Here is a 24,469-nt window from a genome sequence, read left to right as displayed (position 1 = left end):
CGCCGAGCGACCACGACGCTCAGGCCCGGGTCTTTTTCAGGCCCGGGCCTCGTCGCGTACCTGCCGGGCCTCGTCGTACGCCTGCCTGGCCTTCTGTACGTCGTCCATGCGGTCCTTCGTCCAGGTCGCCAGGGCGCGGACCTGTTCGGCGGCCTCGCGGCCGAGGTCGGTGAGGGAGTAGTCGACGCGGGGCGGGATGACGGGCTTGGCGTCGCGGTGGACGAGGCCGTCGCGCTCCAGGGTCTGGAGGGTCTGCGTGAGCATCTTCTCGCTGACGCGGCCGATGGCCCGGCGCAGCTCACTGAAACGGTACGGCCGCTCCAGCAGCTCGATCAGGACGAGGACGCCCCAGCGGCTGGTGACGTGCTCCAGGACGAGGCGGTAGGGGCACTTCCCCTCGCCGTCCATCTCGTACTTGCTCGCGGGTTGCGTCGCCTGGGTCGCTTGGATCGTCTGGATCGCCTGGGCTTCCACGCTCACCTTCTCACTTACGGCCATGTCAGTACCTTACTTCAAAGTGGGTACTTTCTCAGAGTTAGCGCACCCCCTAGGGTTAGTGGCGTACCCGCCCCCTGGAGGAGTTTCACCATGAGCATCGTCGTCACCGGAGCGACCGGAAACCTCGGCAAGTTCGTCATCGAGGGCCTGCTGGAGAAGGTCCCGGCCGAGCAGATCACGGCCGTCGTCCGCAGCGAGGAGAAGGCCGCCGGGTTCGCCGCGCGCGGCGTGAAGATCGCCGTCGCCGACTACAGCGCCCCCGAGACCTTCGACGGTCTCTTCGCCGCCGGTGACAAGGTGCTGCTCATCTCCGGCAGCGAGGTCGGCAACGACCGCGTCGGCCAGCACAAGGTCGTCATCGACGCCGCCAAGGCGGCCGGAGTCGCGCTCCTCGCGTACACCAGCGCGCCGGGCACCCTGACGGCCGCACTGGCCGACGACCACCGGGGCACCGAGGAGGCGCTGCTCGCCTCCGGTCTGCCGTACGCCCTGCTGCGCAACGGCTGGTACAACGAGAACTACACCGAGCAGCTCGCGCCGGTGCTGCAGTTCAACGCCGTCACCCACGCCGCCGGTGAGGGCCGGGTCTCCTCCGCGACCCGCGCGGACTACGCGGCCGCCGCGGTCGCCGTGCTGACCGGCGAGGGTCACGAGAACAAGACGTACGAGCTCGGCGGCGACACCGCCTGGAGCTTCGCCGAGTACGCGGCGGAGCTGAGCAGGCAGACGGGCAAGGAGATAGCGAACAACCCCGTCACCGTCGAGGCCTACACCGGCATCCTCACCGGCGCCGGGCTCCCGGAGCCGCTGGCCGCGATCCTCGCGGGCGTCGACGCGTCCGTCGAGAAGGGCGAGCTGGTCGTCTCCTCCGGCGACCTCTCCCGGCTCATCGGCCGCCCGACGACCCCGATCGCGGACTCGATCGCGGCGGCGCTGAAGGCCTGACCCAACGGGTCGACTCCCTGCCCCCCCCGGGCCGCGCGCCCCGGACTCCCCTCGGGACCCACCCCCGAATGTCATGACCGTATCGCGATACGGGTATGACATTCGGGGGTACCCGGCGTTACCTTCGTGAGGGCTCGGAGGTCGCGGCGGCGCGGCCGGGGAGAGAAGGAGGGGCCGTGGCGGCGCAGTCGAGGGGCGAACACCGGACAGGGCTGCTGAACGGCTTCGCGGCGTACGGGATGTGGGGGCTCGTCCCGCTCTTCTGGCCCCTGCTGAAGCCCTCCGGCGCGGTCGAGATACTCGCCCACCGCATGGTCTGGTCCCTCGCGGTCGTCGGCGTACTGCTCCTGGTGCTGCGGCGCTGGTCCTGGGCCGGCGAACTGCTGCGGCAGCCGCGCAGGCTCGGCCTGATCACGGTCGCGGCGGCGGTGATCACCGTCAACTGGGGCGTCTACATCTGGGCCGTGAACAACGAGCAGGTCGTCGAGGCCTCCCTCGGGTACTTCATCAACCCCCTGGTCACCATCGCCATGGGCGTCCTGCTGCTGAAGGAACGGCTGCGCCCGGTGCAGTGGGCGGCGGTCGGCATCGGCTTCGCGGCCGTCCTCGTCCTCACGGTGGGGTACGGGCGACCGCCGTGGATCTCCCTCTGCCTGGCCTTCTCCTTCGCCACGTACGGACTGGTGAAGAAGAAGGTCAACCTGGGCGGCGTCGAGTCGCTGGCCGCCGAGACCGCGATCCAGTTCCTGCCCGCGCTGGGCTATCTGCTGTGGCTGGGGTCCGGCGGGGACTCCACCTTCGGCCCGCATGGGACGGGGCACGCCCTGCTCCTCGCCGCGACCGGCCTGGTGACCGCCGTGCCGCTGGTCTGCTTCGGGGCGGCGGCGATCCGGGTGCCGCTGTCCACGCTGGGGCTGCTGCAGTATCTGGCGCCGGTGTTCCAGTTCCTGCTGGGTGTCCTGTACTTCGGCGAGGCCATGCCGCCCGAGCGGTGGGCGGGCTTCGCGCTGGTGTGGCTGGCGCTGTCCCTGCTGACGTGGGACGCGCTGCGGACGGCGCGGGTGGCGCGAAGGCGGTTGGAGGAGTTGGAGGAGTTGGAGGGCGGGGACGAAGTGGACGGGGTGGAGGCGTCGGAGGCGCTGGAGGAGTCGCGGACGTCGACGGAGTCGGACGGGCTGGAGGAATCGCGGACGTCGGCGGCGTCGCGGACGCTGCCGGGGAGCGCCGAGAGCCCCGACGCACGCACTCCCCTGACCAAATAGCACTCTTGACGGAGAGTCAGTCCCACTCGCACCATCCAGGCACCTCATTCACTGGGGACTATCCATGGGCCGGCCACCAGCTGCCCATGAGGTCCCTCTGGAATTCGGAGCCCCCACATGAAGCTCTCCGTTCCGCAGCTGAAGTCCGCCGCCGGCCGCAGACCAGGGCGGGCCGCCGCCACCGCCGCCACCGCCTTCGTCACGGCGGCGGCGCTGCTCACCACCGGGTCGACGGCCGGGGCGGCCCCCGCCGCCCAGGGCGCCGCCGCGCCGTCCGTGGAGGTGGCCGCCGCCCCCGACCTGCCGGTGGCGAACGTCAAGGCACACCTCACGCAGTTCCAGTCCATAGCCGCGGCGAACGGCGGCAACCGGGCGCACGGCCGCGCCGGCTACACCGCGTCCCTGAACTACGTGAAGGGCAAGCTCGACGCGGCGGGCTTCACCACCACCGTGCAGTCCTTCACCTCCGGCGGTCGCACCGGCTACAACCTGATCGCCGACTGGCCCGGTGGCGACACGAATCAGGTTGTCATGTCCGGTTCACATCTGGACAGTGTCTCCTCGGGTCCCGGCATCAACGACAACGGGACCGGGTCCGCCGCAGTGCTGGAGGCCGCGCTGGCCGTGTCCCGCGCGAACTACCGGCCCACGAAGCATCTGCGGTTCGCCTGGTGGGGCGCGGAGGAGCTGGGGCTGGTCGGCTCGCGTTACTACGTCAACAACCTGTCGGCCGCGAACCGGGCCCGCATCAGCGGCTACCTCAACTTCGACATGATCGGCTCGCCGAACCCCGGGTACTTCGTCTACGACGACGACCCCGTCATCGAGCAGACCTTCAAGGACTACTTCACGGGCATCGGCGTCGCGACGGAGATCGAGACCGAGGGCGACGGCCGCTCCGACCACGCGCCCTTCAAGAGCGCCGGCGTCCCCGTCGGCGGCCTCTTCACGGGCGCGAGCCGCACGAAGACCGCCGCCCAGGTCGCCAAGTGGGGCGGCACGTCCGGGCAGGCGTTCGACCGCTGCTACCACTCGTCCTGCGACACCACGTCCAACATCAACGACACGGCGCTGGACCGGAACGGGGATGCGCTGGCGTACGCGGTGTGGGAGCTGTCGGAGTGAGGACGGCGCCGCCGCGCCCGGGCGGCGTTGTGTAGGTGGTGTAGGGGGTGTGGTTCCGGGGTCGGCCGGCGGGGTTGCCGCGGCCGGCCCCGGGTGTGTGGTGGGTGCGGAGTCAGGCCAGGTGATGGTGGGGCCGGGGGCTCTGGTGCCCTTCGGCTGGGGTGGTCACTGGCCCTGGGCGTAGGGGGCGGCGTCGAGGGCTCGGGCTCGGTCGGTGAGGCGGGTCATACGGGTGCGGGCCTTTTCCAGTTGCTCCAGGTCGTCGGCGGCGGGGCCGGCGTCGGCGGCGAGTTCGGTCCAGACGGCGATGAGGTCGCGGCCCAGGTGCAGGCCCTGGAGCGGGTCGCGGACGGCCCGCCAGGCCGCCGCCGCGCTCTGGATGTTGCCGTACGCGGCACGCGGGTCGCCCAGGTGGTGGCGCAGGCGGGCCAGGTCGAGGGAGAGATGGAACGACCTGAGCGCGTCACCGGCCAAGTAGGCGATGTAAGCGGTCAGTTCGCGGAGCCTCAGTACCTCGGGGTGCTGCGGGCCGAGCGTCGCCGTCGCCTGGGCGACCGTCTGCTCGGCCATCTCCGCGGCCTCCTGGATGCGGCCCACCTTCACCGCCTCGTTGATCCGCGACACGGGCTCCGCGAACGGTGACGCCGTACCGCCGTCGTCCTCCGCCCCCGTGTCCAGCACCGCCTCGGCCACCGCGTCGAACTCCCGCACGGGCGCGGGCTTCGGGCCGGTGTCCTCCTCCAGCACCTTCCACTCGGGAGCGGAGTAGGCGTCGGTGGCGGACTCCTCCGGAGGGGCGAGCGCGGCCGGGGCGGGCGCGGGGGTGGGAGCGGGGGTGGTCGTGTGGATCGAGGGCGGGGCCGGGGGCCACGGCTGGGGCTCCAGCGAGGCGGGGCCCGACTCCGGTGCCGAGTCCGACAGGTGCGACGGGTCCGACGGGTCCGACTGCGCCGATGCGGGCGCGGGTGCGGGGGGCGGCGGCTCGGGCAACTGCTCCGGGGTCGGGTCGTCGGCCGGGGCCGCGGGCCACGGTTGCGGGTTCAGCGGGACGTGCTGCGACTCCTGGGAGGTGACGGCATCCGAGGGACGGGCGGGGGGCTGCACCGGTGCCGTGTTCTGGCTCGGGGGCCAGGGCTGGGGCTCCAGGGAGGCGGGAGCCGGTCGTGGAGTGTTCGAGGCGACCTGGGGCGGGGTGGAGGGCCCGTTCGGGTGCCAGGGGTGGGTGGTTGTCCCGGCCTGGGGCGGGGGCGGTTCGGAGTGCGTGACCGGGCCGAACTCGCCCGTGGGGGGTGAGACGGTGCCGGCGGTGGGGGCCGGTTCCTGGGTGAGGGCCGTGTGCTGGGCGGGGGTCGTGTTCTGGGCAGGGGTCGTGTTCTGGGCAGGGGTCGTGTTCTGGGCAGGGGTCGTGTTCTGGGCGGAGGTCGTGTGCTGGGCGGGTGCGGGTGTCGGGGGCTTGCTGTCCGGGTCCATCGGGAGGCCCGGGAGGGTCAGCGGCAGGCCCGGTGTCCGGGGCGGCCGGGCGAGCGGGCCGTCCTTCGGTTCCGGCACCGCGCGCAGCACGAAGGTCGACGGCGCGACACCGCCCGCCGCGGGCTCCGGCGCCTGTCCCTCCTGCTTCTCCTTCGCCGCCGTGAGCGGCATCGTCCGCGGCTCCCGCTTCGCCTCCGGAGCCTGCGTCGGCTCCGCCTCGGGGGAGGCCGGCTCCGGCGTGTGGGTGGGTGCGGGAGCGGGGGCTGCGGCGGGAGCCGGCTTCGCCGCCGACAGCGGAAGCGTGCTCGGCTCCCGCCTCGGCCGCTCGGGCTCCGGCGCGGGAACACCCGACTCGGCCGCCACCGAAGCCGCCGACAACCGCATCGTACCGGGCTCCCGACCCGGCTGGGCGGGCAGCTGGACGGGCGGCTGCGACTGCGACTGCGGCGGCCGGTGCGCATGAGGTGCCGTACTGGGCGAAGCCGCCGACTGCCCCTGGCTGTCCGCCGGTTCAGGCGCCGGCGCCGCCGACTCCGGTACCGCGCGCAGTGCGTGGGTCGAGCGGTCGCGGCGTGGGGGCTGCGCGGCCGCCGGTGGGTCGGCCGGGGCCAGTGTCGTCCACGGGGCCGCGCCCTCGCCGAGGTGTGACGCCGCAGCCGTACCCGCCGGGCGCTCCGCCACAGGCGCGGGTTCGGCTGTCGGCCTGGGCGGAGCCCCGTGCGTATCCGCGCCCGGAGCCGCACGCCCGCCCACCGACGGCGCCGAGAAGCCACCCTCCGACGCACGCGCCACCGGAGCCGAGTGCTGTCCGGCGCCCTGGCCCTGGACCCCGGCCGTCGCCTCGCTCACCGGCGCGGTCCCGGCCCGGAGGCCCTCTTCGGTACCCGGCGTCGTCACGAAGCCCCTCGGTTCCCCCACCCGTACAGGTTCCCCGGCGTAGTGGCTGGAGCCGTCGACGTGGACCTGGAGGGGGACGACGTAGCCGATGCGTTCGTCGTGGACGGCGGCGAGGACGGGGTGGCCGGTGGCGAGGGCCAGGCGGTGGAGGTAGTGGAGGGCGGCGGCCTGGAGGGACTCCCCGGCGGACGGGGGTACCGGCATGCCGCCGACCGTCGCGCCCGCCTCCGCGGAGACGCGCACGTCGATCGGGGTCAGTCCGGCCGGCGCACGCCCCGCACGCTTGAGTTCCCGCTTCTGTTCGCGGCTGAGTCGAGTCATCGTTCCCTCACTCGGGTCGGGCAGAAGGAGAAGTGGCGGATGAAGCAGGGGGTGTCGCCGTGGAGTTCGCCGCCGACGGCTCCGGTGCCGACACCGCTGCCTCCACCGTACGCACCTCGTCCACCCGCCACGGCTCGCCCTTGCCCGGGCGGACCAGCTTCAGGTACACGGTGGCCTGGGGGCCGGTGCCCGTCCAGCCGTCTCGGCCGTACGCCCTGCCGTCGACGAAGAGGGCGCGATAGGCGTCCCTCGCCGAGTCGGAGGGGGCGTCGCCGTCGTCGTCGAGTTCCACCTCGACGGTGGTCCACGCCTCGTGCGCGGCCCAGGAGTTCCACTGGTCGCCCGCGCCGCTCGCGGGGCGGTACGAGCGCTCGGCCTGCGCCTTGTCGGCGGTGAACCAGCGCGCGGAGCGCAGTACCGCGTCATGCGGACCGGAGTCGTACTTCGTGTCGTAGCCGTAGGCGACCTCGGCCCAGGCCTCGGCCACGGCGGTCGCGTCCGTGTCGTCTACACCGGTGGGGCTCGGCACGTGCGCGTCCGGGCCGAGGGACTTGCCGGACGGCAGTGGAGCCTTGGGGGTGAAGGACGGTTCGGAAGTGGACGTGGTGCCGCCCGCCGTGTCGCGGTGGTCCTCCAGACCGCACGCGGCGAGGACCGCCACACCGGTCACCGTCGCGAGCACGACCGCGCCCGCCCGGCCGGCCCTGCCGAGCCCGCCGGCCGCCCGGCCGGCCCATCCGAGTCCGTCGGCCGCGCCGACGAACCCGGTGACTCCGGCCGACTCGTACGGCCCGTCGTGCCCGCCGTGCCCGCCGCGCGCAACGCCCCTCGTGTCCACCCTCTTCCCCCTCCTCACCTCAGTGTCCTTCCTCGCCGATCGCGCCGTCCATGCCGTCCATGCCGTCCACCCCGATCGCGCCGATCGCGCCGTCACCGCAGCCCCAACCAGGGCGCCGGATTCACGTACGCCCCGTTCTGCATCACCTCGAAGTGGAGGTGTGCGCCCGTCGAGTAGCCCGTCGAACCGACCAGACCGACCCGCTGACCGACCTTCACCTTGTCGCCGACGTTGACGCTGAGGCCGGACAGCATGTGGTTGTACGTCGTGGAGACGCGGTCGCCGTTGATGGTGCCGTGGGAGATGACGACGCGGTTGCCGTAGCCGTTGCTCCAGCCGGCGAAGGTGACCTCGCCGTCGCGGGCGGCCAGGACCGGCGTGCCGGCGGCGGCACCGAAGTCGGTGCCGGTGTGCAGCTTGCGGACCCCGAGGGTGGGGTGCATGCGCCAGCCGTACGGGGAGGTCACGGGCGGGTTGCCGGAGAGCGGCATCGCCATCTCCCTGCCCTCCGGGAGCTTGCCGGGCGGGTCGTCCACCGACTCGTACTTGGCGATGAGGGACATGATGCGGACGACGTAGTTCTGCGTCTCGGTGTAGGGCGGGATGCCGCCGTACCGCTGCACGGCGCCCGGGCCGGCGTTGTACGCGGCGAGCGCCAGGTCGAGGGTCTCGCCGGTCGCCTGACCGCTGTCCTTGTAGCCCTGGACCTGCTCGGCGAGGGCGCAGTCGTAACGGCCCTGAGCCATGATCGCGTCGCCGGGGTCGTACGGGGAGATCCGGCCGTTGCCGTCGTCGTCCTTGCCCCAGCTCGGCCAGGTGCCGGGCATGAACTGGCTCAACCCCTCGGCGCCGACCGGGGACTTGGCGTTCGGGTTCCAGCCCGACTCGGCCTCGATCTGGGCGGCGATCACGGCCGGCTTGATGACGTCGCACATGGCGCCCGCCTTGAGGACCCACGGCACGTACTCCGCCGGTACCTGGCCGGACTTGAGGCCGCCGCCGACGCCCTGTTCCTCGGCCTCGGCGTCGCCGCCCCCGCTCACCGCGACCATCATGACCACCGGCATCATCACGGCCGCCACGCAGCCACCGACGACCCAGGTCGTGACGGACCCTCCCCCGTTGGACATCTGCTCCCCTCAGCGTCGAAGTCCCGTCATGCTCCTGCCACTTGTGGCCAGGCAGTCGAGTCTCTCCGCTCACCCCCGTTCCGCGCGTCACCAGCGCGTCACAGGCTCGTCGCAGGAACTCACGCCCCGATTCCCAAGCAGCCCCGCCGCCGTGAAGATCGAGGGAGAGCGCCGCACCGGACACGGAACCCGCGGCGCGCACCACGCCGGGTGCGACGGGCACGACGAACTCAGGAAGACTGCTGCGATCAGCGAGACTGCTGTGGTCAGCGGCGGAAACGGGGAGTGGTGGAGAGCGGTGATGCGGTGATGCAGCCGGGTGCGGGACAGGCGGCGGCCGGGCCGGAGATCTGGTTGCGTGGGCCGGTGGGCGAGCCGGAGGCGAGGCCGCAGGATCCGCCGCCCCGGGCGGCCGCGAGCGCGCGGCGGTTCTCCTGGGTCGCCACGCACGGCGGCGCCGGGTCCACCACCCTCGCGACCGTCTTCGGCGGTCATGACGCGGGCCGCAACTGGCCGCGTCCCGAGCACGGTGAACCGGCGTCGGTGCTCCTCGTGGGCCGCACGCACGCCGCCGGGCTCGACGCGGTCTCGCACACCCTGGACATCTTCCGGCGGGGCGACGCGCCGCCGGGGCTCGACCTCGACGCGATCGTGCTGGTCGCGGACGCGCCCGGCCGGCTGCCCCGGCAGCTGGTGCAGCGCGTGAAGGTGATCGGTTCCGTCATAGACGTCTATCGCGTGCCCTGGGTGCCCGCCTGGCGCACCGGCGACCTCACCGGCCCGCCGCCGAGGGAGAGCGCGGCGCTGGCCCGTCTGACCGGGAGGACCCCATGAGCAGCACCCTGTACGCCGCCGCCTCGACGCTGGCCGCGCCTCCGGCCGTGGTCACCAACGAGCTCGACTACGTGCTGAACATCCTCGCCTGGCTGGTCACCGCGGCCGGTGTCTGCGGGCTGCTGATCGTCGGCTCGCGGATGGCCGTCTCCCTCAGATCCGGGGAGGGTGACGAACACCTCAGCCAGTTCGCCATGGTCATGGGCGCCTGCATCATCGGCGCGACGGCGGGGCCGATTGTGGGGTTCGTGCTGTAGGGAGAGCGTAAGCAGGACAGGGGCAACGGCCCGCCGGTCACACGTCGACCGGCGGGCCGTTGTCATACGTGAACCACCCCGGAGACGAACACCGGTGCGACCCCTTCCGCTTCGTCGCAGGTCCCGCCGTTTCTGACGGGGCGTCAATGTTCCGGACATGACGAGGAGTTCCCGTCTGTCACGAGCACGTCACCGACAGGTGCTGGATCACTACATCGCTTGGTTTCGGCTCACAGGAGTCGCCAAGCTCACAGGGCGACCGGGAACCCGCGTACGTCACACCGGCCCCGAAAGCATCCCAATGTCCCATCCGCTCACATCAGTTGACGTCGGTCTGCCCGCCCACGGCGGCCGGCCGAGACAACGGGAGAAACCACATGCTGCACGCGATAGCCGCCAAGGCGCACCAGTCCGTCTTCCTGGCCGACGGCACGGTCCCCAACCCCAACCGCGACGCCCCCGCCGAACTCACCGGAAAGGTCGACACCGTCCTCGGCATCGTCGCCTGGGCCGGCACCGCCGCCGGTGTCGCGGGTGTGCTGATCACCGGCGCGATGATGGCGATCTCCATGCGCCGCGGCGAGGGCTCGGAGCACATGGGCCGGCTCGGCATGGTCCTCGGCGGCTGTGTCCTGGTCGCGACCGCGGGCCCGCTCGTGAACTTCGTCTTCTAGTCGTCCGAGCGAGTCGAAAGGGGGAGCGACGATGCTGAACTCCGGCCGGGCCCAAGGGGGCAGCGGGGAGTGGGAACAGCCGTTCTGGCAGCAGCGGGGCTGGATCCTGTCGGCCGGGTTCCTGACCGTGCTGCTCGTCCTCGCGGTCCTCTTCGCGGTGACGGGCAACGGCTCCGAACAGCCGGCCGGCGCGTCCGGCGGCCCGAGCCCGGCGCCGACCTCGACGTCGGACTCGACCTCGGACTCCGGTGAGGGCGACGGTGGCGGCGGCGGTTCGGACGCCCGGCCCGCCGGCTGCCGCACCGACGACCGCGACCAGGCCAAGCCGACCGAGGCGCCGCGCGACTTCCACTGGAAGGCCAACGGCACCGGCCTGGTCCCGGTCTCGAAGGCGGCGGGCCCGCTGAAGTACGACGGACCGGTCTGGTCCTGCTTCGCCCACACCCCGCTGGGCGCGGTCATGGCGGTCCACTCCATCACCGACCACCTCAGCTACGACGGCTGGCGCGAGGTCGTCGACCGGCAGGTCGTGCCGGGCGCCGGGCGGGACGCGCTGATCGCGAGCCGCTCCCAGGAGGCCGACAAGTCCACCACGGGCTCACCGGACGCCGGCGGCTACGCGGGCTTCGCCGTCCTGTCGTACGACGAGACGCAGGCGACCGTGATGGTCCTGGTGCGCGGCATGGGCGAGGGCGGCTACGGCTCCGCCTCGGTCACCGTGCGCTGGCAGGACGGCGACTGGAAGCTCTCCCCCGACCGGGACGGCACGGTCTACAGCGGTGTGTCGCAGGTCAGCGGCACCGACGGCTTCGTCACCTGGGAGGCGTGAGATGGGCTGCTCCTGGAAGATCTACGACTGCCTGATCGAAGAGGGCGGAAAGCAGTTCACCGAGGGTGCCGTGGTCGTCTTCGCCAAGGCGATCGGCGACGGCGCTGCGGAGGTGCTCAAGGCACTCAACGGCGTCTGGCTGAACATCGATGTGGAGAACCCGGCGGGAAACGGCGGCGGCCACGGCCAGGCGGCCTCGGACAGTCCCATCGGACTGATCACCGCGGAGGTCAACTGGATCGTCGGATACGTGGCGGTGGCGTCGTTGCTGCTCGCGGCGATCCGGATGGCCGTGGACCGGAAGGGCCAGTCGATGAGACAGGCGTTCCTGGGGATGTGGAAGGTCATCCTCGTCGGCGCGGCCTCCGTACCCGTGGTCACGGCCCTGATGAAGGCGTCGGACGCGTACGCCAAGGACGTCTACGCGCGATCGGATCTGGGTGACAAGGCCAACGAGATGCTGGGCGTGCTGACGCTCAACCAGCCGGGTCTGGTGCTGATCTTCGGCCTGCTGGTGATGCTGTCGAGCTTCGTGCAGATCGTGCTGATGTACATCCGCATCGGTGTCCTGATCATGCTGGTCGGCACCCTGCCACTGGCCGCCGCCTCCTCGATGACCGGGTGGGGCGAGGGCTGGTGGAAGAAGCACATCGGCTGGCTCGCGGCCTGGCTGCTGTACAAGCCGGCGGCGGCTCTGATCATCTACTCGGCCACCTCGATGACCAAGGACACCAAGGACCTGGACCAGGTCATCGCGGGCATGGGCATGCTGATCATGGCGGTGTTCGCCCTCCCCGCCCTGCTCAAGCTGATCGTCCCCGCCACGGCCGCCCTCGGCTCCACCTCCGGCGGCACGGTCGCCCTGGGCGCCGCCAAGAACATGGCCTCCGGCGCGGTCAGCATCGCGGGCAGTGCCGTCGGCGCCGCCGGTCAGTCGGGCGGCGGCGGGGGCGGCGGTTCCGCGGGCCCCCAGGGCTCGCCCTCCTCGGGCGCGGGCTCCTCCGTGGGCGGTGCCGGAGGCGCCGGCGCGGCGGCCGGTACCGCCGCCGCGGGAGCGGCCACGGCAGGCGCGGCCGTCGCGGTCCAGGCCGCCGCGGTCGTCGTCCAGACCGGCATGCAGGCGGCATCCGAGGTCGCGGGCTCCCTGGACGACAACGACGGGATGAAGGGCCACAACCAGTAGGGCGAGCCCCGCGCCCGTCGAGGGGCCGCAGGCCCTCAGGGGCGCGGGGAACTGCGCGAGCGACCACGACGCGCCCGCAGCCGCCAGACCGCGGAACCCCCCGAGCTCGTAGGCACTCAAAACCCAGCGACCTCAGCCGGAAGAAGGAACCCCCATGTCCACCGACGCCCTCACGCGTCCCACCTACGGAAACTGGCGCCGCCCCCGCCGCCCCGGCCTCGGCCCGTTGGGCCTCCTCGGCACCGTCGTGGCCTTCGGCGGACTCCTGGTCGCACTGCTCGCCTCGCTGGTCTCGCTGACGGCGGCGATCCTCGTCCTCATCCCCCTCGGCCTCTTCCTCGCCCCGCTCGCGCTGCGCACGGTGGACGGCCGCAACATCTACCAGGTGGCCGCGGTGCGTATCGGTTGGCTCAGGCGCAAGGCGAACGGCTCGACCACGTACGTCTCCGGCCCGCTCTCCAAGCGCCCCGGGGGCCGCTACCACCCGCCGGGTCTGCTCGCCCGTACGAAGATGTACGAGGGCCGGGACGCCTACAACCGCGCCTTCGGGGTGATCCACCACCCCGGCCGCAACCTCTGCACGGTCGTCCTCGCCTGCGAGCCGGACGGCGGTTCGCTGGTCGACCCCGAGCAGGTCGACATCTGGGTGGCGTCCTGGGGCGACTGGCTCTCCCGGCTCTCGCACGAGCCGGGCCTGCGCGGCGCCCAGGTCGTCGTGGAGACCGCGCCGGACACGGGGACGCGGCTGGCCGCCGAGGTCCTGCCGCGCATCTCACCGGACGCGCCGGCCGCGGCCCGCGCGGTCATGGAGGAGGTCGTCGCTCGCTACCCGTCCGCCTCCTCGGAGATGCACACCTACATCGCCCTGACCTACGGCCCCACCGGCGGCCCCAAGCGGGACGTCGAGGACGTCATCACCGACCTGTCGATGCGGCTGCCCGGTCTGCTGTCGGGCCTGGTCGCGGCCGGCGGCGGCTCCGCGTACCCGCTGTCCGCCGAGCGGCTCGCGGAGATCGTGCGCGTGGCGTACGACCCGGCCGTCGCCCCCGATGTGCTGAGCACCCGCGCCGAGCAGTCGAGCACCGGGCTGGAATGGGCGGACGCTGGCCCGGCGGCGGCGGTCGAGTCGGTGCAGTCGTACAAGCACGACTCGGGTGTCTCACGGACCTGGATGCTGACGCTGGCGCCGCGCGGCACGGTCCGGTCGAGCGTGCTGCGGGGCCTGCTGGAGCCCGCGTCGGGCACCCGCCGCAAGCGGGTCTCGCTGATCTACCGCCCGATCGACCCGGCGACCTCCGCCCGCATCGTCGAGGCCGACCGTCGCGCCGCGCACTTCATGGCCGGCTCGAAGCGGGGTCTGGTCCAGGCGCGGGCCAGTTCCGAGATGCAGGCGGCCGAGCAGACGGCGGCCGAGGAGGCGGCGGGCGCCGGGCTCGTGGAGTTCTCGCTGATGGTGACGGTCACCGTGGACAGCGAGGAACAGCTGCCGGACGCGGCGATCACCGTACGCAACCTCCAGGCGTCGTCCCGCATCCTGATGCGCCCCGCCGACCGCATGCAGGCCTCCGCGTTCACCTGCACCCTCCCCGTCGGCCTGCTGCCGTGGGAGCACACCCTCGTTCCGTACCAGATCCGGGAGGCGCTGTGAGCAAGCACGCTGCTGCACGTCCTGTTCGTCCTCAGACGGCGCCGCCGCGTGGGTGGTTCGGCCCCGGCGGCGGCCAGGTCGCGCATGTCGACCCGCCCGCGCTGTGGCGGGCGACGACGGTCCAGGCGTGCGGCCTGTGGCCCTTCGCGGCGGGTTCCGGCGCCCCGATGACGGGCGTGCCGCTGGGCCAGCACCTGCACACGGGCGCCACGGTCTGCGGCGACCCCATCTCCTGGTTCACCCGCGCCCGTTACATCTCCAACCCGTCCCTCTTCATGCTGGGCATGCCGGGCCTCGGCAAGTCCACGCTGGTCAACCGGATGCTGATCGGGATGGCGGCGACCGGTATCACCCCGCTGGTGCTGGGCGACCTCAAGCCGGACTACGCCGACACCGTGCGGGCGCTCGGCGGCCAGGTCATCTCCATCGGGCGCGGGGTGGGCGGCATCAACGTCCTCGACCCCGGCGCGATGGGCGAGGCGGCGCTCCGGATCGGCGGCGAACGGGGCCGCGTACTGGCGGCGGAGGCGCACGGCCGTGTCCTGAACATGGTCGCGGCGCTGATCACGATCGTCCGGGGCCGCCCGATGGACGACCACGAGCAGTCGGTGCTGTCGGCCTGTCTCCACCACCTGGCGGAACGTACGAAGCCGGGCCGGGCCCCTCTGCTGCCCGACCTGCTGAAGGTGCTGGACGACGGTCCGGACCGGGTCCGCGCGGTGACGCTGGACCGGGGCGACGTGGCGCGCTACCAGGAGGCCGTGGACCCGCTCCACCGTTCCCTGCTGGGCGTGCTGGACGGCCCGCTGGGCGACACGTTCGCGTCCGAGACCTCCACCCGTATCGACCCGGCCTCGCCCGCCGTCTGTGTCGACATCTCCCGCATCGGCGAGGCGGACACACAGCTCACGGCCGCGGCGATGCTGGCGGCGTGGTCGGACGGCCTGGGCACGGTGGCGGCGGCCCACGCCCTCGCGGACGCGGGCCTGGCGCCGCAGCGCTGGTTCTTCACCGTGCTGGACGAGTTGTGGCGCCCCCTGCGCGCCGCCTCCGGCATCGTCGAGCGCATCGACGCGCTCACCCGCCTCAACCGCTCCCTCGGCCTCGGCGACGCGAAGATCACACACACGTTGAAGGACGCGGAGGCGCTCGGCAGCGAGGCCGACCGGGCGAAGGCGCGCGGCTTCGTGGAGCGTGCGGGGATGGTGGTGTGCGCCGGCCTCCCCCGTACGGAGATGAGGGAACTCGGCGAGATCGTCGGCCTGTCGGAGCGCGAGATCGACCTGGTCTCGTCATGGTCCTCACCGCCCGGCTGGGCCAGCACCGGGGGCAACGAGGAGCCGCCGGGTCGTGGCCGCTTCCTGATCAAGGTCGGCGGCCGGCCCGGGATCCCCATCAAGGTGTCGATCACGGACACGGAGCGGGACTTGCACAACACGAACACGAGGTGGACGCCGAAGCCGGCCCTTTCCAAGGCCGCCGGGCGCCTATGAGCTCGGGGGGTGCGGGTTTGTCTGGCGGGTGCGGGTGAGTGGGGGCTTCTCGCGCAGTTCCCCGCGCCCCTGAACAGCAGGGGCTTCGCCCCATGCTTTTCACCCCGGGAGGGCCGCAGGCGCTCAAGGGGCGCGGGGAACTGCGCGAGCAACCACCAACCACCCGCACCCGCACCCGCACCCGCACCCGCACCCGCCGTACGTCCCCCCGCCCCGAGCGCTCATGCGTGGCGGGGTCGAAGGGGCGGCAGCCCCTGGATGGGGGCACCTCCCGCTCGAGCGAAGCGGAGAGTGGGGGAGGGACGGGTAGGGGCGGCGGGGGCGAGACAAGAATCGATCAGCTGACGGGGGAACAGAAATGGCCACACGCAAGCACCAGCACACCACCACCGACGAACTCCTCCCCTGGCTCATCCCCGCCGCCGCCCTCCTCCTCGCCACCCTCTTCTGCGGCGCCTGGCTCGGCGGCACCCTGGCCGCCGCCCTCACCGGCGCCGGCTGGGACCCGCCCCCCTTCTCCCTGGAGACACTGAAGACCCTCGTCACCGAGGGCCCGGCGGCCGTATGGCCCACGGCCTCGCCCGGCGCGGTCACGGCGGGCATCGCCACCGTGTTCGGCACCACCACCGCCCTGCTGGTCACCCTCGTCGTACTGGTCCGCCGCCAAGGCGGAAAACCCCCCGGCCTCGCCGGCCGCCGCGAACTCTCCGCCCTCCTCCCGAAGGGCGCCGCCGCCCGCGCCCGCCAACTCCGCCCGTCACTTCCCAGGTCGGGCAAGCTCCCCCCGGACGACACGGGCAACCTCCTCGGCGACCTGGACCCCGGCGGCCCCGAACTCCGCAGCAGCTACGAGGACGTGGAGCTGGACCTGATGGCACCGCGCGCCGGCAAGTCCACCGGCATCGCCGTCCCGCGCGTCCTGCGCGCCCGCGGCAGCGTCCTGCTGACCTCGAACAAGGCGGACGTGTACAGCGTGACCCGAGCGGAGCGCGAACGCGCGGGCACGGTCTGGACGTTCGACCCGCAGGGCATCGCGCACACCCCGCGCGGCCTGTGGTGGGACATGCTCGCCGACGCCGCCACCATCGAGGGCGCCCGCCGCCTCGCCGGCCACTTCGTCGGCGCGGTCAACGACGACGCGTCGAAACGCGACTTCTGGATCTCGGCGGCCCAGAACACGCTCACCGCGCTCTTCCACGCGGCCAACCGGGGCGGGCGACGCGTCGACGAGGTGCTGGCCTGGCTCGCGGACCCGGCCGACCGTACGCCGGTCGACCTGCTCCGCGACGCGGGCATGGCGGCCCTCGCCGACCAGCTCCAGGGCACCGTCCAGGGCGCGGTGGAGACCCGGGACGGCATCTACGAGACGGCCCGCCAGTGCGTGGCCTGCCTGCTCGACCCGGCGATCGCGGCCTGGGTGAGCCCGGACCCGGAGCTGCCGCGGTTCCTGCCCGAGCGGCACGCCCTGTCCTCCGACACGCTCTACCTCCTCTCCAAGGACGGCGGCGGCTCGGCGGCCGGTGTCATCGCCGCGTGCGCGGACTCCGTCCTGCGCGCGGGAGTCATGGCCGCCGAGCGGATGGGTGGCCGTCTCGATCCGCCGATGACGGCGGTGCTGGACGAGGCCGCCAACGTCTGCCGTATCTCCGACCTCCCGGACCTCTACTCCCACTTCGGCTCGCGCGGCATCAACGTGGTGACCCTGCTGCAGAGTTACCGCCAGGGCACGCGGGTGTGGGGCGAGGCGGGCATGGACGCGCTGTGGGGCGCCGCCACCATCAAGCTGCTCGGCGCGGGCCTGGACGACGCGGACTTCGTGGAGAAGGTCTCGCGCCTGGTCGGCGAGCATGACGTGTCGACGGTGAGCTACTCGCGCGGCAAGGACGGGCGTTCGCGCTCCACCTCGTACCGCCTCGAACGCATCCTGCCCGCCGACCGCATCCGCGCCCTCCCCAAGGGCACCGCCCTCCTCCTCGCCACCGGAGTCAAGCCCGCGCTCGTCCGCCTGCGCCCCTGGTACGCCGAACCCGGCGCCGACCGCATCGCACGCGCCGCCCAGGCCGAGGTCAAGGCGATCACGGCCAGGGCGGCGACAGGGATCGAAGGGATCGCCCGATGACCACGACAGTCGAACAGCCCGGCCACGAACAGGCGCTTCCCCCCGCTCCGCCGTTCATCCTCTACCTCGACGGCTCCGAGTACGCCGAGGAGATGCACGCCCTGGCCGTCTGGGTCGGTGACCTGCTCCTCCCGGTCTACGGCCGCGAGGCCACCTCGCAGCAGCCCTGGTGCCCTCGCTGGTGGGAGCACCTGGAGGCGGTGGCCCGGCTGCACGCGCTCTGGCTGGCCTGGCAGGAGCTCACCGACCCGACGGCGGGCGCGTCGAGCCCGGCCGTCTGGCACCGCGACCACCTCGGCCCCGTCATGGCCGAACTCCGCTCCCCCGGCGGCCCGTTCGCGGGCTGCAAGGCGGGCACCCACCGCGCGAAGCAGCCGCCGGCCGTCGAGCCGTACGGGACGGGCGCATGAGCCGGCAGGCTCCCGGGCCGGGAGACCAACCCCCCTACCCTGGACCGACGCAACAACGGATCACAAGGCGACCACCAGCGGAAACAGGCCCGGAGTCGTCGTCCGCGGCCGACAGGAGAGCAGCCATGAACAACTCGACCCTCCGGTACTTCGAGGACGTCGTCGACTGGCGCCACCGCCGGGCCGGCCGGGCGCACACCCTGGTGCGGGCGGCGCACTCCACCGTCACGGGCAGGGCCGTCGCGGTCGTGTCCGAGCTGGCGAGCAACCCCGACGACCGGGGTATCACCGACGACTTCGGCAGCGTCGCGGACGCCGTACTGCCCGCCCTGCACCGGGCGTTCGGCACCGAGCCGGTCGAGGTCTTCTGGATCGCCCACTTCGGCGCGTTCTCGTACCACGACCCGACCGGGCCGGAGTCCTTCACCCTGATCACGCTCTCGGCGGGCCCGGACGGTCACACCGACGACCTGTCGGGCGACCGGACGTTCACCGCGCGGGACGTGGAGGAACTCCTCGGCCACAAGCTCGAACCGGTGGCCCAGGTGCTCGCCCGGATCGAGCACGAAGCGACTCGGGGGTGAGCCGGGGATGACCGAGCATGTGTCGGGGCGTGACGTCCTGCGCCAGGCGAAGGACTTGTACGCCCCCTACCGGGATGCCGTGGCCCCGACCGGACAGCGTGTGGCGATCATCCGCTTCCAACCGGCGGAGGACGATCCACCCGACTGGAAGGTGAAGCTGGAGGCGTCGAAGGTCTCCGCCGAGCAGAAGGTGAAGAGCTTCGAGCACCTGGGCTTCGAGGCGAACCATGTGGTGATGCCGCCGGGCACCACGCGTGCGCAGTTCGCGGCGGTGCTGGAGCGGGCCAACCAGGATCCGGCGACCCGGGCGATCATCGTGCAGTTCCCGCCGCCGGCCCATCTCCAGCCGCTCGTGCAGCGCATGGACCCCGCGAAGGACATCGACGCGCTCACCAAGGGCCGTTCCCCCTACACCGCGTGCGCCACAGCCGAGGGGATCTGCCGGGTCGTGGAGCCCTTCGCCCAGGACGACCCGGTGATCGCGGTCGTGGGCAGCAAGGGGTTCGTCGGGCAGGGCGTCGTCACCACCCTGCGCGAACAGGGGCACCGGCTGATGGAACTCGACGCCGGCGACGACCTCCGGCGGGTACGCGACGCCGACATCGTCGTCTCCGTCACCGGCAACCCCGGCATCCTCGGCCCCGACCACCTCCGTCCCCATCACCGGCTCGTCGTCGACTCCGGGTTCGTACCGCAGCCGGACGGCAGCGTGAAGGGCGACGTCCAGCGGGCGGCCTACGACATCCCGCAGCACCTCACCCCCGTCCCCGGCGGCATCGGCCCGGTCGAGATGGCCACCCTCATGGAACGCGTCGTCCGCCGCGAGGTGGACCCGGGCGCCCCTGCCTGGAAGGTCGAGCCGCGCCCGTACCTGACCAAGGAGCAGCTCACCCAGCCGGCCCCGGAGGCGACGACGGCATCGGTGGCGGCGTCGTCGTCCGCCGGACAGGCGAGGAGTGGGGCCGCCGGCGAACAACAGGGGCCGGGGCAGGGATCGGCGGCCCTGCGCAGTGCGGCGGGCCGGCGGTCGACGACCGACCAGGGGTCGACGACCGGCCAGGGCGCGACGAGCCCTCAGGCTCCCGCCCCTCGGGCTCCTGGGGCATCGCCGCAGGCCGGCGGGCAGGGCGCGGGTGATGCGCGGCAGTCGTCGGCCTCCGGCAGCCCGGGCAACCCGATCGCGGAGGCCGCAAAGCGCCGTACCGGCGGGGGTGGCGCCGGCGGCACCAGCGGTATCGGCCGCAGCGCCGTCGGGCCCGGCGGTTCGGCCGGACCCACCGCCGGCCCGTCCGCGACGGCCCGCGCGCAGACCCCCACCCCGCCGAAGCCACCCGCCCCGGGCGGCCGGGGCCGCTGAGCCGGCCCGGAGAGGCCAGGGAGAACCGGAAGGCCAGAGCGACTCGGAAAGTTGGACATGCCCGCGAAGTTCGACGAGTTCGAGAAGGCCATGCAGCCGCACATCCACCCACGGCCCGACTGCCCGCCACCCGGCACTCTGCCGCCCAACTCCTCTCCCCCCGGCGGCTTCTCCCTCCCCTCCGCCGAGCGGATCGCCGCCGCCGTACGCGCCCGCGAGGTCCGTGCCGTCGACGTGGTCACCGCCTCTCTCGCCCGGATCGAGCAGGCGGAGCCCGCGTTGTGCGCGTTCGTCGAGGTGTGGGCCGAGGAGGCGTTGCGGCGGGCGGCGGAGGTGGACGCCCGGGTCGACTCGGGCGTACGGCTGCCGCTGGCCGGGGTGCCGGTCGGGGTGAAGGGGCGGTCCGGGCTGCGTACGGCGCCCGCGCGGGCCCTGATCGAGGCCGGATGTGTGCCGGTCGGGGCGACCTCCGTGCCCGGCCCCGGCACCCCCTGGCAGACTTGGGGCCTGGGGGCCGGCGGCCGGACCGTCAACCCCTGGCGGGCCGACCGGACGCCGGGCGGCTCCTCCGCCGGGTCCGCTGCGGCGGTCGCCGCGGGCCTGGTGCCGATGGCGACCGGCACGGACGGTGCCGGGTCGGTACGCATCCCGGCCGCGTGGTGCGGAGTCGTCGGCCTGAAGACCACGAACGGGCGCCTGCCCTCCGCCGACCGCACAGGCCTCGCGGCGGCCGGTGTCCTCACCCGGTACGCCTCGGACGCGGCGGCGTACTGGCGCTGCGTGACGGGTGAGACCGCCGAGGGTGCGTGCCGTCCCCTCACCGCCGTCTGGTCGGCCGACCTCGGCTTCGCCGACACCGATCCCGAACCCGCCGCCGTGGCCCACCGTGCGGCGCTCCGCCTCGCGGACACCGGCCTCGTCCGACTCGTACGCCTGGACACGCCCCTACGCCTGGAGAACCCCGCGCCGGCCTGGTCGGCCCTCCGTTCCGCGCCGGCGCCCGAAGCCGGGGTGGCGTCCGGCCTCGGGGGGGCCGCCCTCCGGGCCGCCCGGGAGCTGCGTGCTGCGAACGACCGGCGGCTCGCCGCGCTCTTCGCCGAGGCCGACCTCGTCCTCACCCCGGCCACACCCAACGCCCCGCACGGCCACGACGGCCCCGGTGAGCGTTACTCCACGGCTCTCACCTGGGCGTTCAACCTGAGCGGACATCCCGCCATGAGCATCCCGGCCGGCTTCGACTCCGAGGGCTGTCCGGTCGGGCTGCACCTCGTGGCCCGGCACGGCGAGGAGCTGACACTGCTGCGTGTGGCAGCCGCCGAAGCCGGTCTCCCGCGCCCCGGTCCCTTTTCGCCTTCCCGACCCCGCCCCTGACACCACACCGACCCCGCTGCCCAGTGAGCACAGAAGAGCCCGACATGAGATGGACCGTCCACGGCGAACGCACGCTCCACGACACCCCGTGGGTCCGGCTGCGCTCGCTGGACGTCGAACGGCCCGACGGCACCCGTGGCGACTACCACGTGGTCCGCCTGCGGGACCTCGCCGTGACCGCGGCCGTGGACGACCGGCGGCGGGTCCTGATGATGTGGCGCCACCGCTTCGTCACGGACACCTGGGCCTGGGAACTGCCCATGGGCCTGGTCGAGGACGGGGAGCGGCCGGAGGAGGCGGCGGCCCGGGAGTTGGAGGAGGAGACGGGGTGGCGCCCGGGGTCGCTGCGGGAGCTTCTCCACGCACAGCCGGCGGCCGGAATCACCGACACCCGGCACTTCGTCTTCCGCACGGACGACGCCCGGCGCGTCGGCGAGCCCACGGAACAGAACGAATCCGACCGCCTGGAGTGGATCCCCCTGTCCGACGTGCCCGGCCTGATCACCCGCCGGGAGATCGTCAGCAGCGCCACCCTCGTCGGCGTCATGGCCCTGCTCCTGGAACTGCCTCCCCCGGACCCGGCCGTACGGGCGTGACGGCCTACCCCCTTGGCATCTCATGCATGTGCAACTATTGTTCATGCGTGTAATCGTCGTACGCTATGCATCCAGGGGGATCCCATGACCCGCCGCTTCCTCTTCGTTCTCGGCAGCAGCCGGCCCGCCGGCAACACCGAGACGCTGGCCCGCTCGGCCGCCGAGCAGTTGCCCGCCGACGTGGAGCAACACTGGCTGAGCCTCGCGGAGCACCCGCTGCCGGACTTCGAGGACCTGCGCCACGACAGCGACCACGTACGTCCGCGGGGCGACAACAGGGCGCTGCTGCTGGACGCGACGCTCGCGGCCACCGACCTGGTGATCGTGTCGCCGCTGTACTGGTACTCCGTCTCCGCCCACGTCAAGCGGTACCTCGACCACTGGTCGGGCTGGCTGCGCACCCCCGGCCTCGACTTCAAGAAGACGATGGCCGGCCGCACCCTCTGGGGCGTCACCGCGCTCGCCCACTACGAGGAGGAGGTCGCCGAGCCCCTCGTCGGCACCCTCAACAACTCCGCCGCGTACCTGGGCATGCGGTTCGGAGGAGTGCTGCTGGGCAACGGCAGCAAGCCCGGTGACGTACTCCGCGACACGGCGGCCCTGACCCGCGCGAAGACGTTCTTCACCGAGGCCGGGGAACCGCCGTACGCCCGCTTCCCGTACGACACGGAGACCACTGCGGCGACCGCCGCCTGAGGGGGCGCGTCAGGCGGTGATGTCCTTGGCCGTGAACCTCGCCCAGGCCGCCGAGCCGAACACTGCCGCGTACACGGCCTGGAGGCCGAAGTTGCGTTGCAGGTCCTCCCAGTAGACCGGCTCGCGCATGAGGTCGGCGAAGGAGAGCCAGTAGTGGGAGAAGAAGTACGGGTGGAGGGCGTCGAGCTGGGGGATCTGGTCGAGGATCTGGACGGTGATGAGGAGCCCGACCGTCGTCGCCATCGCGGCGATGCCGCTGTTGGTGAGGGTCGAGATGAACAGGCCGAGGGCCGCGATCCCGATCAGTGACGCGGCCACCGCCAGCGCGATCAGCAGCGCCCGCAGCAGCCCCTCGGCGAAGCTGATGCGTGTCCCGGAGATCGTCGTCAGGTCGCCCAGGGGGAACAGCAACGCCCCTACGGCCAGTGCGGAGGCGGCCACGACCAGCGTGGCGACCAGGCAGAACGTCATGGTCGTCGCGTACTTGGTGAGCAGCAGCCGGGTCCGGCCGGCGGGGGAGACCAGCAGATAGCGGAGGGTGCCCGCGTTCGCCTCGCCCGCGATCGCGTCCCCGGCGACCACTCCGACGGCCATCGGCAGGAAGAAGGGGAGCGTCGCGGCCAGCGCCGTGAACACCAGGAACAGCCCGTTGTTGGTGATCTGCGCGATGAAGGCGGGCCCGCCGCCGCCCGGCCCACCGCCCGGTCCGCCACCCGTCGACGACCCGTCACCCGTCTCGATCTTCACCGCGATGCCGACGAGGATCGGCACCGCCGCGAGCACGGCCAGCAGCGCGAGGGTCCGCCAGCGCCGGAAGGTCGTCACCAACTCGCTGCGGAACAGCCCGAAGGTCCACAGGAGGCTGGGCGTACGGGCGGCAGGTGAGGCGGCGTCGGACGTCACCTCTCCCCCGGTCTTCCCGTGGGGCGTCTCAACCCGCGACATCGAAGCCCTCCCCCGTGAGCGCCACGAACGCGTCCTCCAGGGAGGCGCGTTCGAGGCTGAAGCCGCGGACGCGGACGCCCGCGGTGACCAGTGCGGCGTTCAGTTCGGCGAGGTCGCGGTCGGGTGGCGGCGGTTCGGCCGTCACCCGGCCCCCCTCGCCGGCGCGGTCCCCGTCCGCCACGACCACGTCCCCGAGGCCCTGTTCCTTGAGCAACCGGGCCGCGTCCGCCGTGTCGGGGGTGACGACGACGAGACGGCCGCGCGCCCCGGCGGCCAGTTCGCTCACCGGGCCCTGGGTGACGAGTCTGCCCTGGGCCATGACGGCGGCATGGGTGCAGACCTGCTCGATCTCGTCGAGCAGGTGGGAGGAGAGGAAGACGGTGGTGCCGTCGGACGCCAACTCCCGCACCAGGCCACGGATTTCCCGCATCCCCTGGGGGTCGAGCCCGTTGGTCGGCTCGTCCAGGACGAGGAGGCGGCGCGGCTGGAGCAGCGCCGAGGCGAGGCCCAGCCGCTGTTTCATACCGAGCGAGTACGCCTTCGCCTTCTTGCCGGCGGCGGCCGTGAGCCCCACCCGGTCGAGCGCGGCCGCGACCCGCGTACGCCGGGTGCGCGGGTCGGCGGTCGGGTCGGCGGAGTCGTAGCGGATCAGGTTGTCGCGCCCGGAGAGGAACCCGTACAGCGCGGGGCCCTCGATGAGGGCGCCCACGTGCGGGAGCACGGTCCGGGTGGAGCGCGGCATGGGCCGGCCGAGGACCCGGGCGGTGCCCGAAGTCGGCTCGATCAGGCCCATCAGCATGCGGATGGTGGTGGTCTTGCCCGAGCCGTTCGGGCCGAGGAACCCGAAGACGCTGCCGCTGGGAACCGTCAGTTCCAGGTGGTCCACGGCCACCTGGCCGCCCCGGAAGGTCTTGGTCAGACCCTGGGTGTGAATGGCTGCTGCGTCGTTCATGGCTCCCCTCGGGTACAGGCCGGTGGGCCGGGACG

At 72.8% G+C, this 24,469-nt stretch carries 23 protein-coding genes; 17 read left to right on the top strand and 6 right to left on the bottom strand.

The annotated features are described in order from the left end of the window. Positions 1-36: 36 nt before the first annotated feature. Positions 37-408, bottom strand: a complete 372-nt coding sequence (locus ACWD26_RS08285; RefSeq protein ID WP_451268016.1) for a winged helix-turn-helix transcriptional regulator — start codon at positions 406-408, stop codon at positions 37-39. Between the two features lie 180 nt (positions 409-588). On the opposite strand from ACWD26_RS08285, the gene ACWD26_RS08280 reads away from it, so the two are divergent. The 3 genes from ACWD26_RS08280 (at position 589) to ACWD26_RS08270 (ending at position 3,830) form a co-directional block, all read left to right on the top strand. Then, positions 589-1,443 carry an SDR family oxidoreductase gene (locus ACWD26_RS08280; RefSeq protein ID WP_451267528.1) on the top strand — a complete coding sequence of 285 codons (855 nt, stop codon included), beginning with the start codon at positions 589-591 and terminating at the stop codon, positions 1,441-1,443. Positions 1,444-1,619: 176 nt separating this feature from the next. Further along, the gene (rarD, locus tag ACWD26_RS08275) at positions 1,620-2,705 is read left to right on the top strand and encodes an EamA family transporter RarD (RefSeq protein ID WP_451267526.1); all 1,086 of its coding nucleotides are present in this window, start codon (positions 1,620-1,622) and stop codon (positions 2,703-2,705) included. 117 nt (positions 2,706-2,822) lie between these two features. Beyond that, positions 2,823-3,830, top strand: a complete 1,008-nt coding sequence (locus tag ACWD26_RS08270; protein WP_451267524.1) for a M28 family metallopeptidase — start codon at positions 2,823-2,825, stop codon at positions 3,828-3,830. A gap of 165 nt (positions 3,831-3,995) precedes the next feature. On the opposite strand, the gene ACWD26_RS08265 is transcribed toward ACWD26_RS08270, so the two are convergent. From ACWD26_RS08265 to ACWD26_RS08255, 3 genes are all read right to left on the bottom strand, one after another. Further along, positions 3,996-6,518, bottom strand: coding sequence for a hypothetical protein (locus tag ACWD26_RS08265; RefSeq protein ID WP_451267522.1), 2,523 nt, complete (start codon positions 6,516-6,518; stop codon positions 3,996-3,998). A gap of 7 nt (positions 6,519-6,525) precedes the next feature. Continuing rightward, complete coding sequence (locus ACWD26_RS08260; RefSeq protein ID WP_451267520.1) at positions 6,526-7,356, bottom strand: hypothetical protein; 831 nt, start codon at positions 7,354-7,356, stop codon at positions 6,526-6,528. 92 nt (positions 7,357-7,448) lie between these two features. Beyond that, on the bottom strand, positions 7,449-8,486 hold the full coding sequence (locus ACWD26_RS08255) for a peptidoglycan DD-metalloendopeptidase family protein (RefSeq protein ID WP_451267518.1): 1,038 nt from the start codon (positions 8,484-8,486) through the stop codon (positions 7,449-7,451). Between the two features lie 285 nt (positions 8,487-8,771). Between ACWD26_RS08255 and ACWD26_RS08250 the strand changes: the two genes are divergently transcribed. The 14 genes from ACWD26_RS08250 (at position 8,772) to ACWD26_RS08185 (ending at position 22,537) form a co-directional block, all read left to right on the top strand. Then, positions 8,772-9,320, top strand: coding sequence for a DUF6668 family protein (locus tag ACWD26_RS08250; protein ID WP_451267516.1), 549 nt, complete (start codon positions 8,772-8,774; stop codon positions 9,318-9,320). Beyond that, positions 9,317-9,577: a hypothetical protein gene (locus ACWD26_RS08245; RefSeq protein ID WP_451267514.1), complete on the top strand. Its 261-nt coding sequence runs from the start codon at positions 9,317-9,319 to the stop codon at positions 9,575-9,577. The genes ACWD26_RS08250 and ACWD26_RS08245 overlap by 4 nt, the downstream gene beginning before the upstream one ends. A gap of 377 nt (positions 9,578-9,954) precedes the next feature. Further along, entirely contained in the window at positions 9,955-10,251 is a 297-nt protein-coding gene (locus ACWD26_RS08240) for a hypothetical protein (protein ID WP_216589855.1), read from the top strand. Between the two features lie 31 nt (positions 10,252-10,282). Further along, positions 10,283-11,080 (top strand): hypothetical protein, encoded by a 798-nt coding sequence (locus tag ACWD26_RS08235; RefSeq protein ID WP_451267512.1) that lies wholly within the window; start codon positions 10,283-10,285, stop codon positions 11,078-11,080. Position 11,081: 1 nt separating this feature from the next. Next, positions 11,082-12,263 (top strand): hypothetical protein, encoded by a 1,182-nt coding sequence (locus ACWD26_RS08230; RefSeq protein ID WP_451267510.1) that lies wholly within the window; start codon positions 11,082-11,084, stop codon positions 12,261-12,263. Positions 12,264-12,417: 154 nt separating this feature from the next. Further along, the gene (locus ACWD26_RS08225; protein ID WP_451267508.1) at positions 12,418-13,911 is read left to right on the top strand and encodes an SCO6880 family protein; all 1,494 of its coding nucleotides are present in this window, start codon (positions 12,418-12,420) and stop codon (positions 13,909-13,911) included. Then, positions 13,908-15,404: an ATP/GTP-binding protein gene (locus ACWD26_RS08220; RefSeq protein WP_451267506.1), complete on the top strand. Its 1,497-nt coding sequence runs from the start codon at positions 13,908-13,910 to the stop codon at positions 15,402-15,404. Before ACWD26_RS08225 ends, ACWD26_RS08220 begins: the two co-directional genes overlap by 4 nt. 358 nt (positions 15,405-15,762) lie before the next feature. Next, the gene (locus ACWD26_RS08215) at positions 15,763-17,523 is read left to right on the top strand and encodes a type IV secretory system conjugative DNA transfer family protein (RefSeq protein WP_451267504.1); all 1,761 of its coding nucleotides are present in this window, start codon (positions 15,763-15,765) and stop codon (positions 17,521-17,523) included. Then, positions 17,520-17,933 (top strand): DUF4913 domain-containing protein, encoded by a 414-nt coding sequence (locus ACWD26_RS08210; protein ID WP_451267502.1) that lies wholly within the window; start codon positions 17,520-17,522, stop codon positions 17,931-17,933. The genes ACWD26_RS08215 and ACWD26_RS08210 overlap by 4 nt, the downstream gene beginning before the upstream one ends. A 125-nt stretch (positions 17,934-18,058) precedes the next feature. Next, entirely contained in the window at positions 18,059-18,517 is a 459-nt protein-coding gene (locus ACWD26_RS08205; protein ID WP_451267500.1) for a hypothetical protein, read from the top strand. A 7-nt stretch (positions 18,518-18,524) separates the two neighbouring features. Beyond that, entirely contained in the window at positions 18,525-19,874 is a 1,350-nt protein-coding gene (locus ACWD26_RS08200; RefSeq protein ID WP_451267498.1) for a tetrahydrofolate dehydrogenase/cyclohydrolase catalytic domain-containing protein, read from the top strand. 57 nt (positions 19,875-19,931) lie between these two features. Further along, positions 19,932-21,245, top strand: coding sequence for an amidase (locus ACWD26_RS08195; protein ID WP_451267496.1), 1,314 nt, complete (start codon positions 19,932-19,934; stop codon positions 21,243-21,245). Positions 21,246-21,289: 44 nt separating this feature from the next. Beyond that, positions 21,290-21,841 (top strand): NUDIX hydrolase, encoded by a 552-nt coding sequence (locus tag ACWD26_RS08190; RefSeq protein ID WP_451267494.1) that lies wholly within the window; start codon positions 21,290-21,292, stop codon positions 21,839-21,841. An 84-nt stretch (positions 21,842-21,925) separates the two neighbouring features. Further along, positions 21,926-22,537, top strand: coding sequence for a flavodoxin family protein (locus ACWD26_RS08185; RefSeq protein ID WP_451267492.1), 612 nt, complete (start codon positions 21,926-21,928; stop codon positions 22,535-22,537). Positions 22,538-22,546: 9 nt separating this feature from the next. Here the strand turns inward: ACWD26_RS08185 and ACWD26_RS08180 are convergent, their stop codons facing one another. Further along, positions 22,547-23,482, bottom strand: coding sequence for an ABC transporter permease (locus ACWD26_RS08180; protein WP_451267490.1), 936 nt, complete (start codon positions 23,480-23,482; stop codon positions 22,547-22,549). Then, a complete protein-coding gene (locus tag ACWD26_RS08175; RefSeq protein WP_451267488.1) occupies positions 23,469-24,434 on the bottom strand; it encodes an ATP-binding cassette domain-containing protein in 966 nt (321 codons plus the stop codon). The genes ACWD26_RS08180 and ACWD26_RS08175 overlap by 14 nt, the downstream gene beginning before the upstream one ends. Positions 24,435-24,469 lie beyond the last annotated feature (35 nt).

This window comes from Streptomyces sp. NPDC002787, from assembly GCF_053592095.1.
This window is presented reverse-complemented; position numbering and strand designations above follow the sequence as displayed.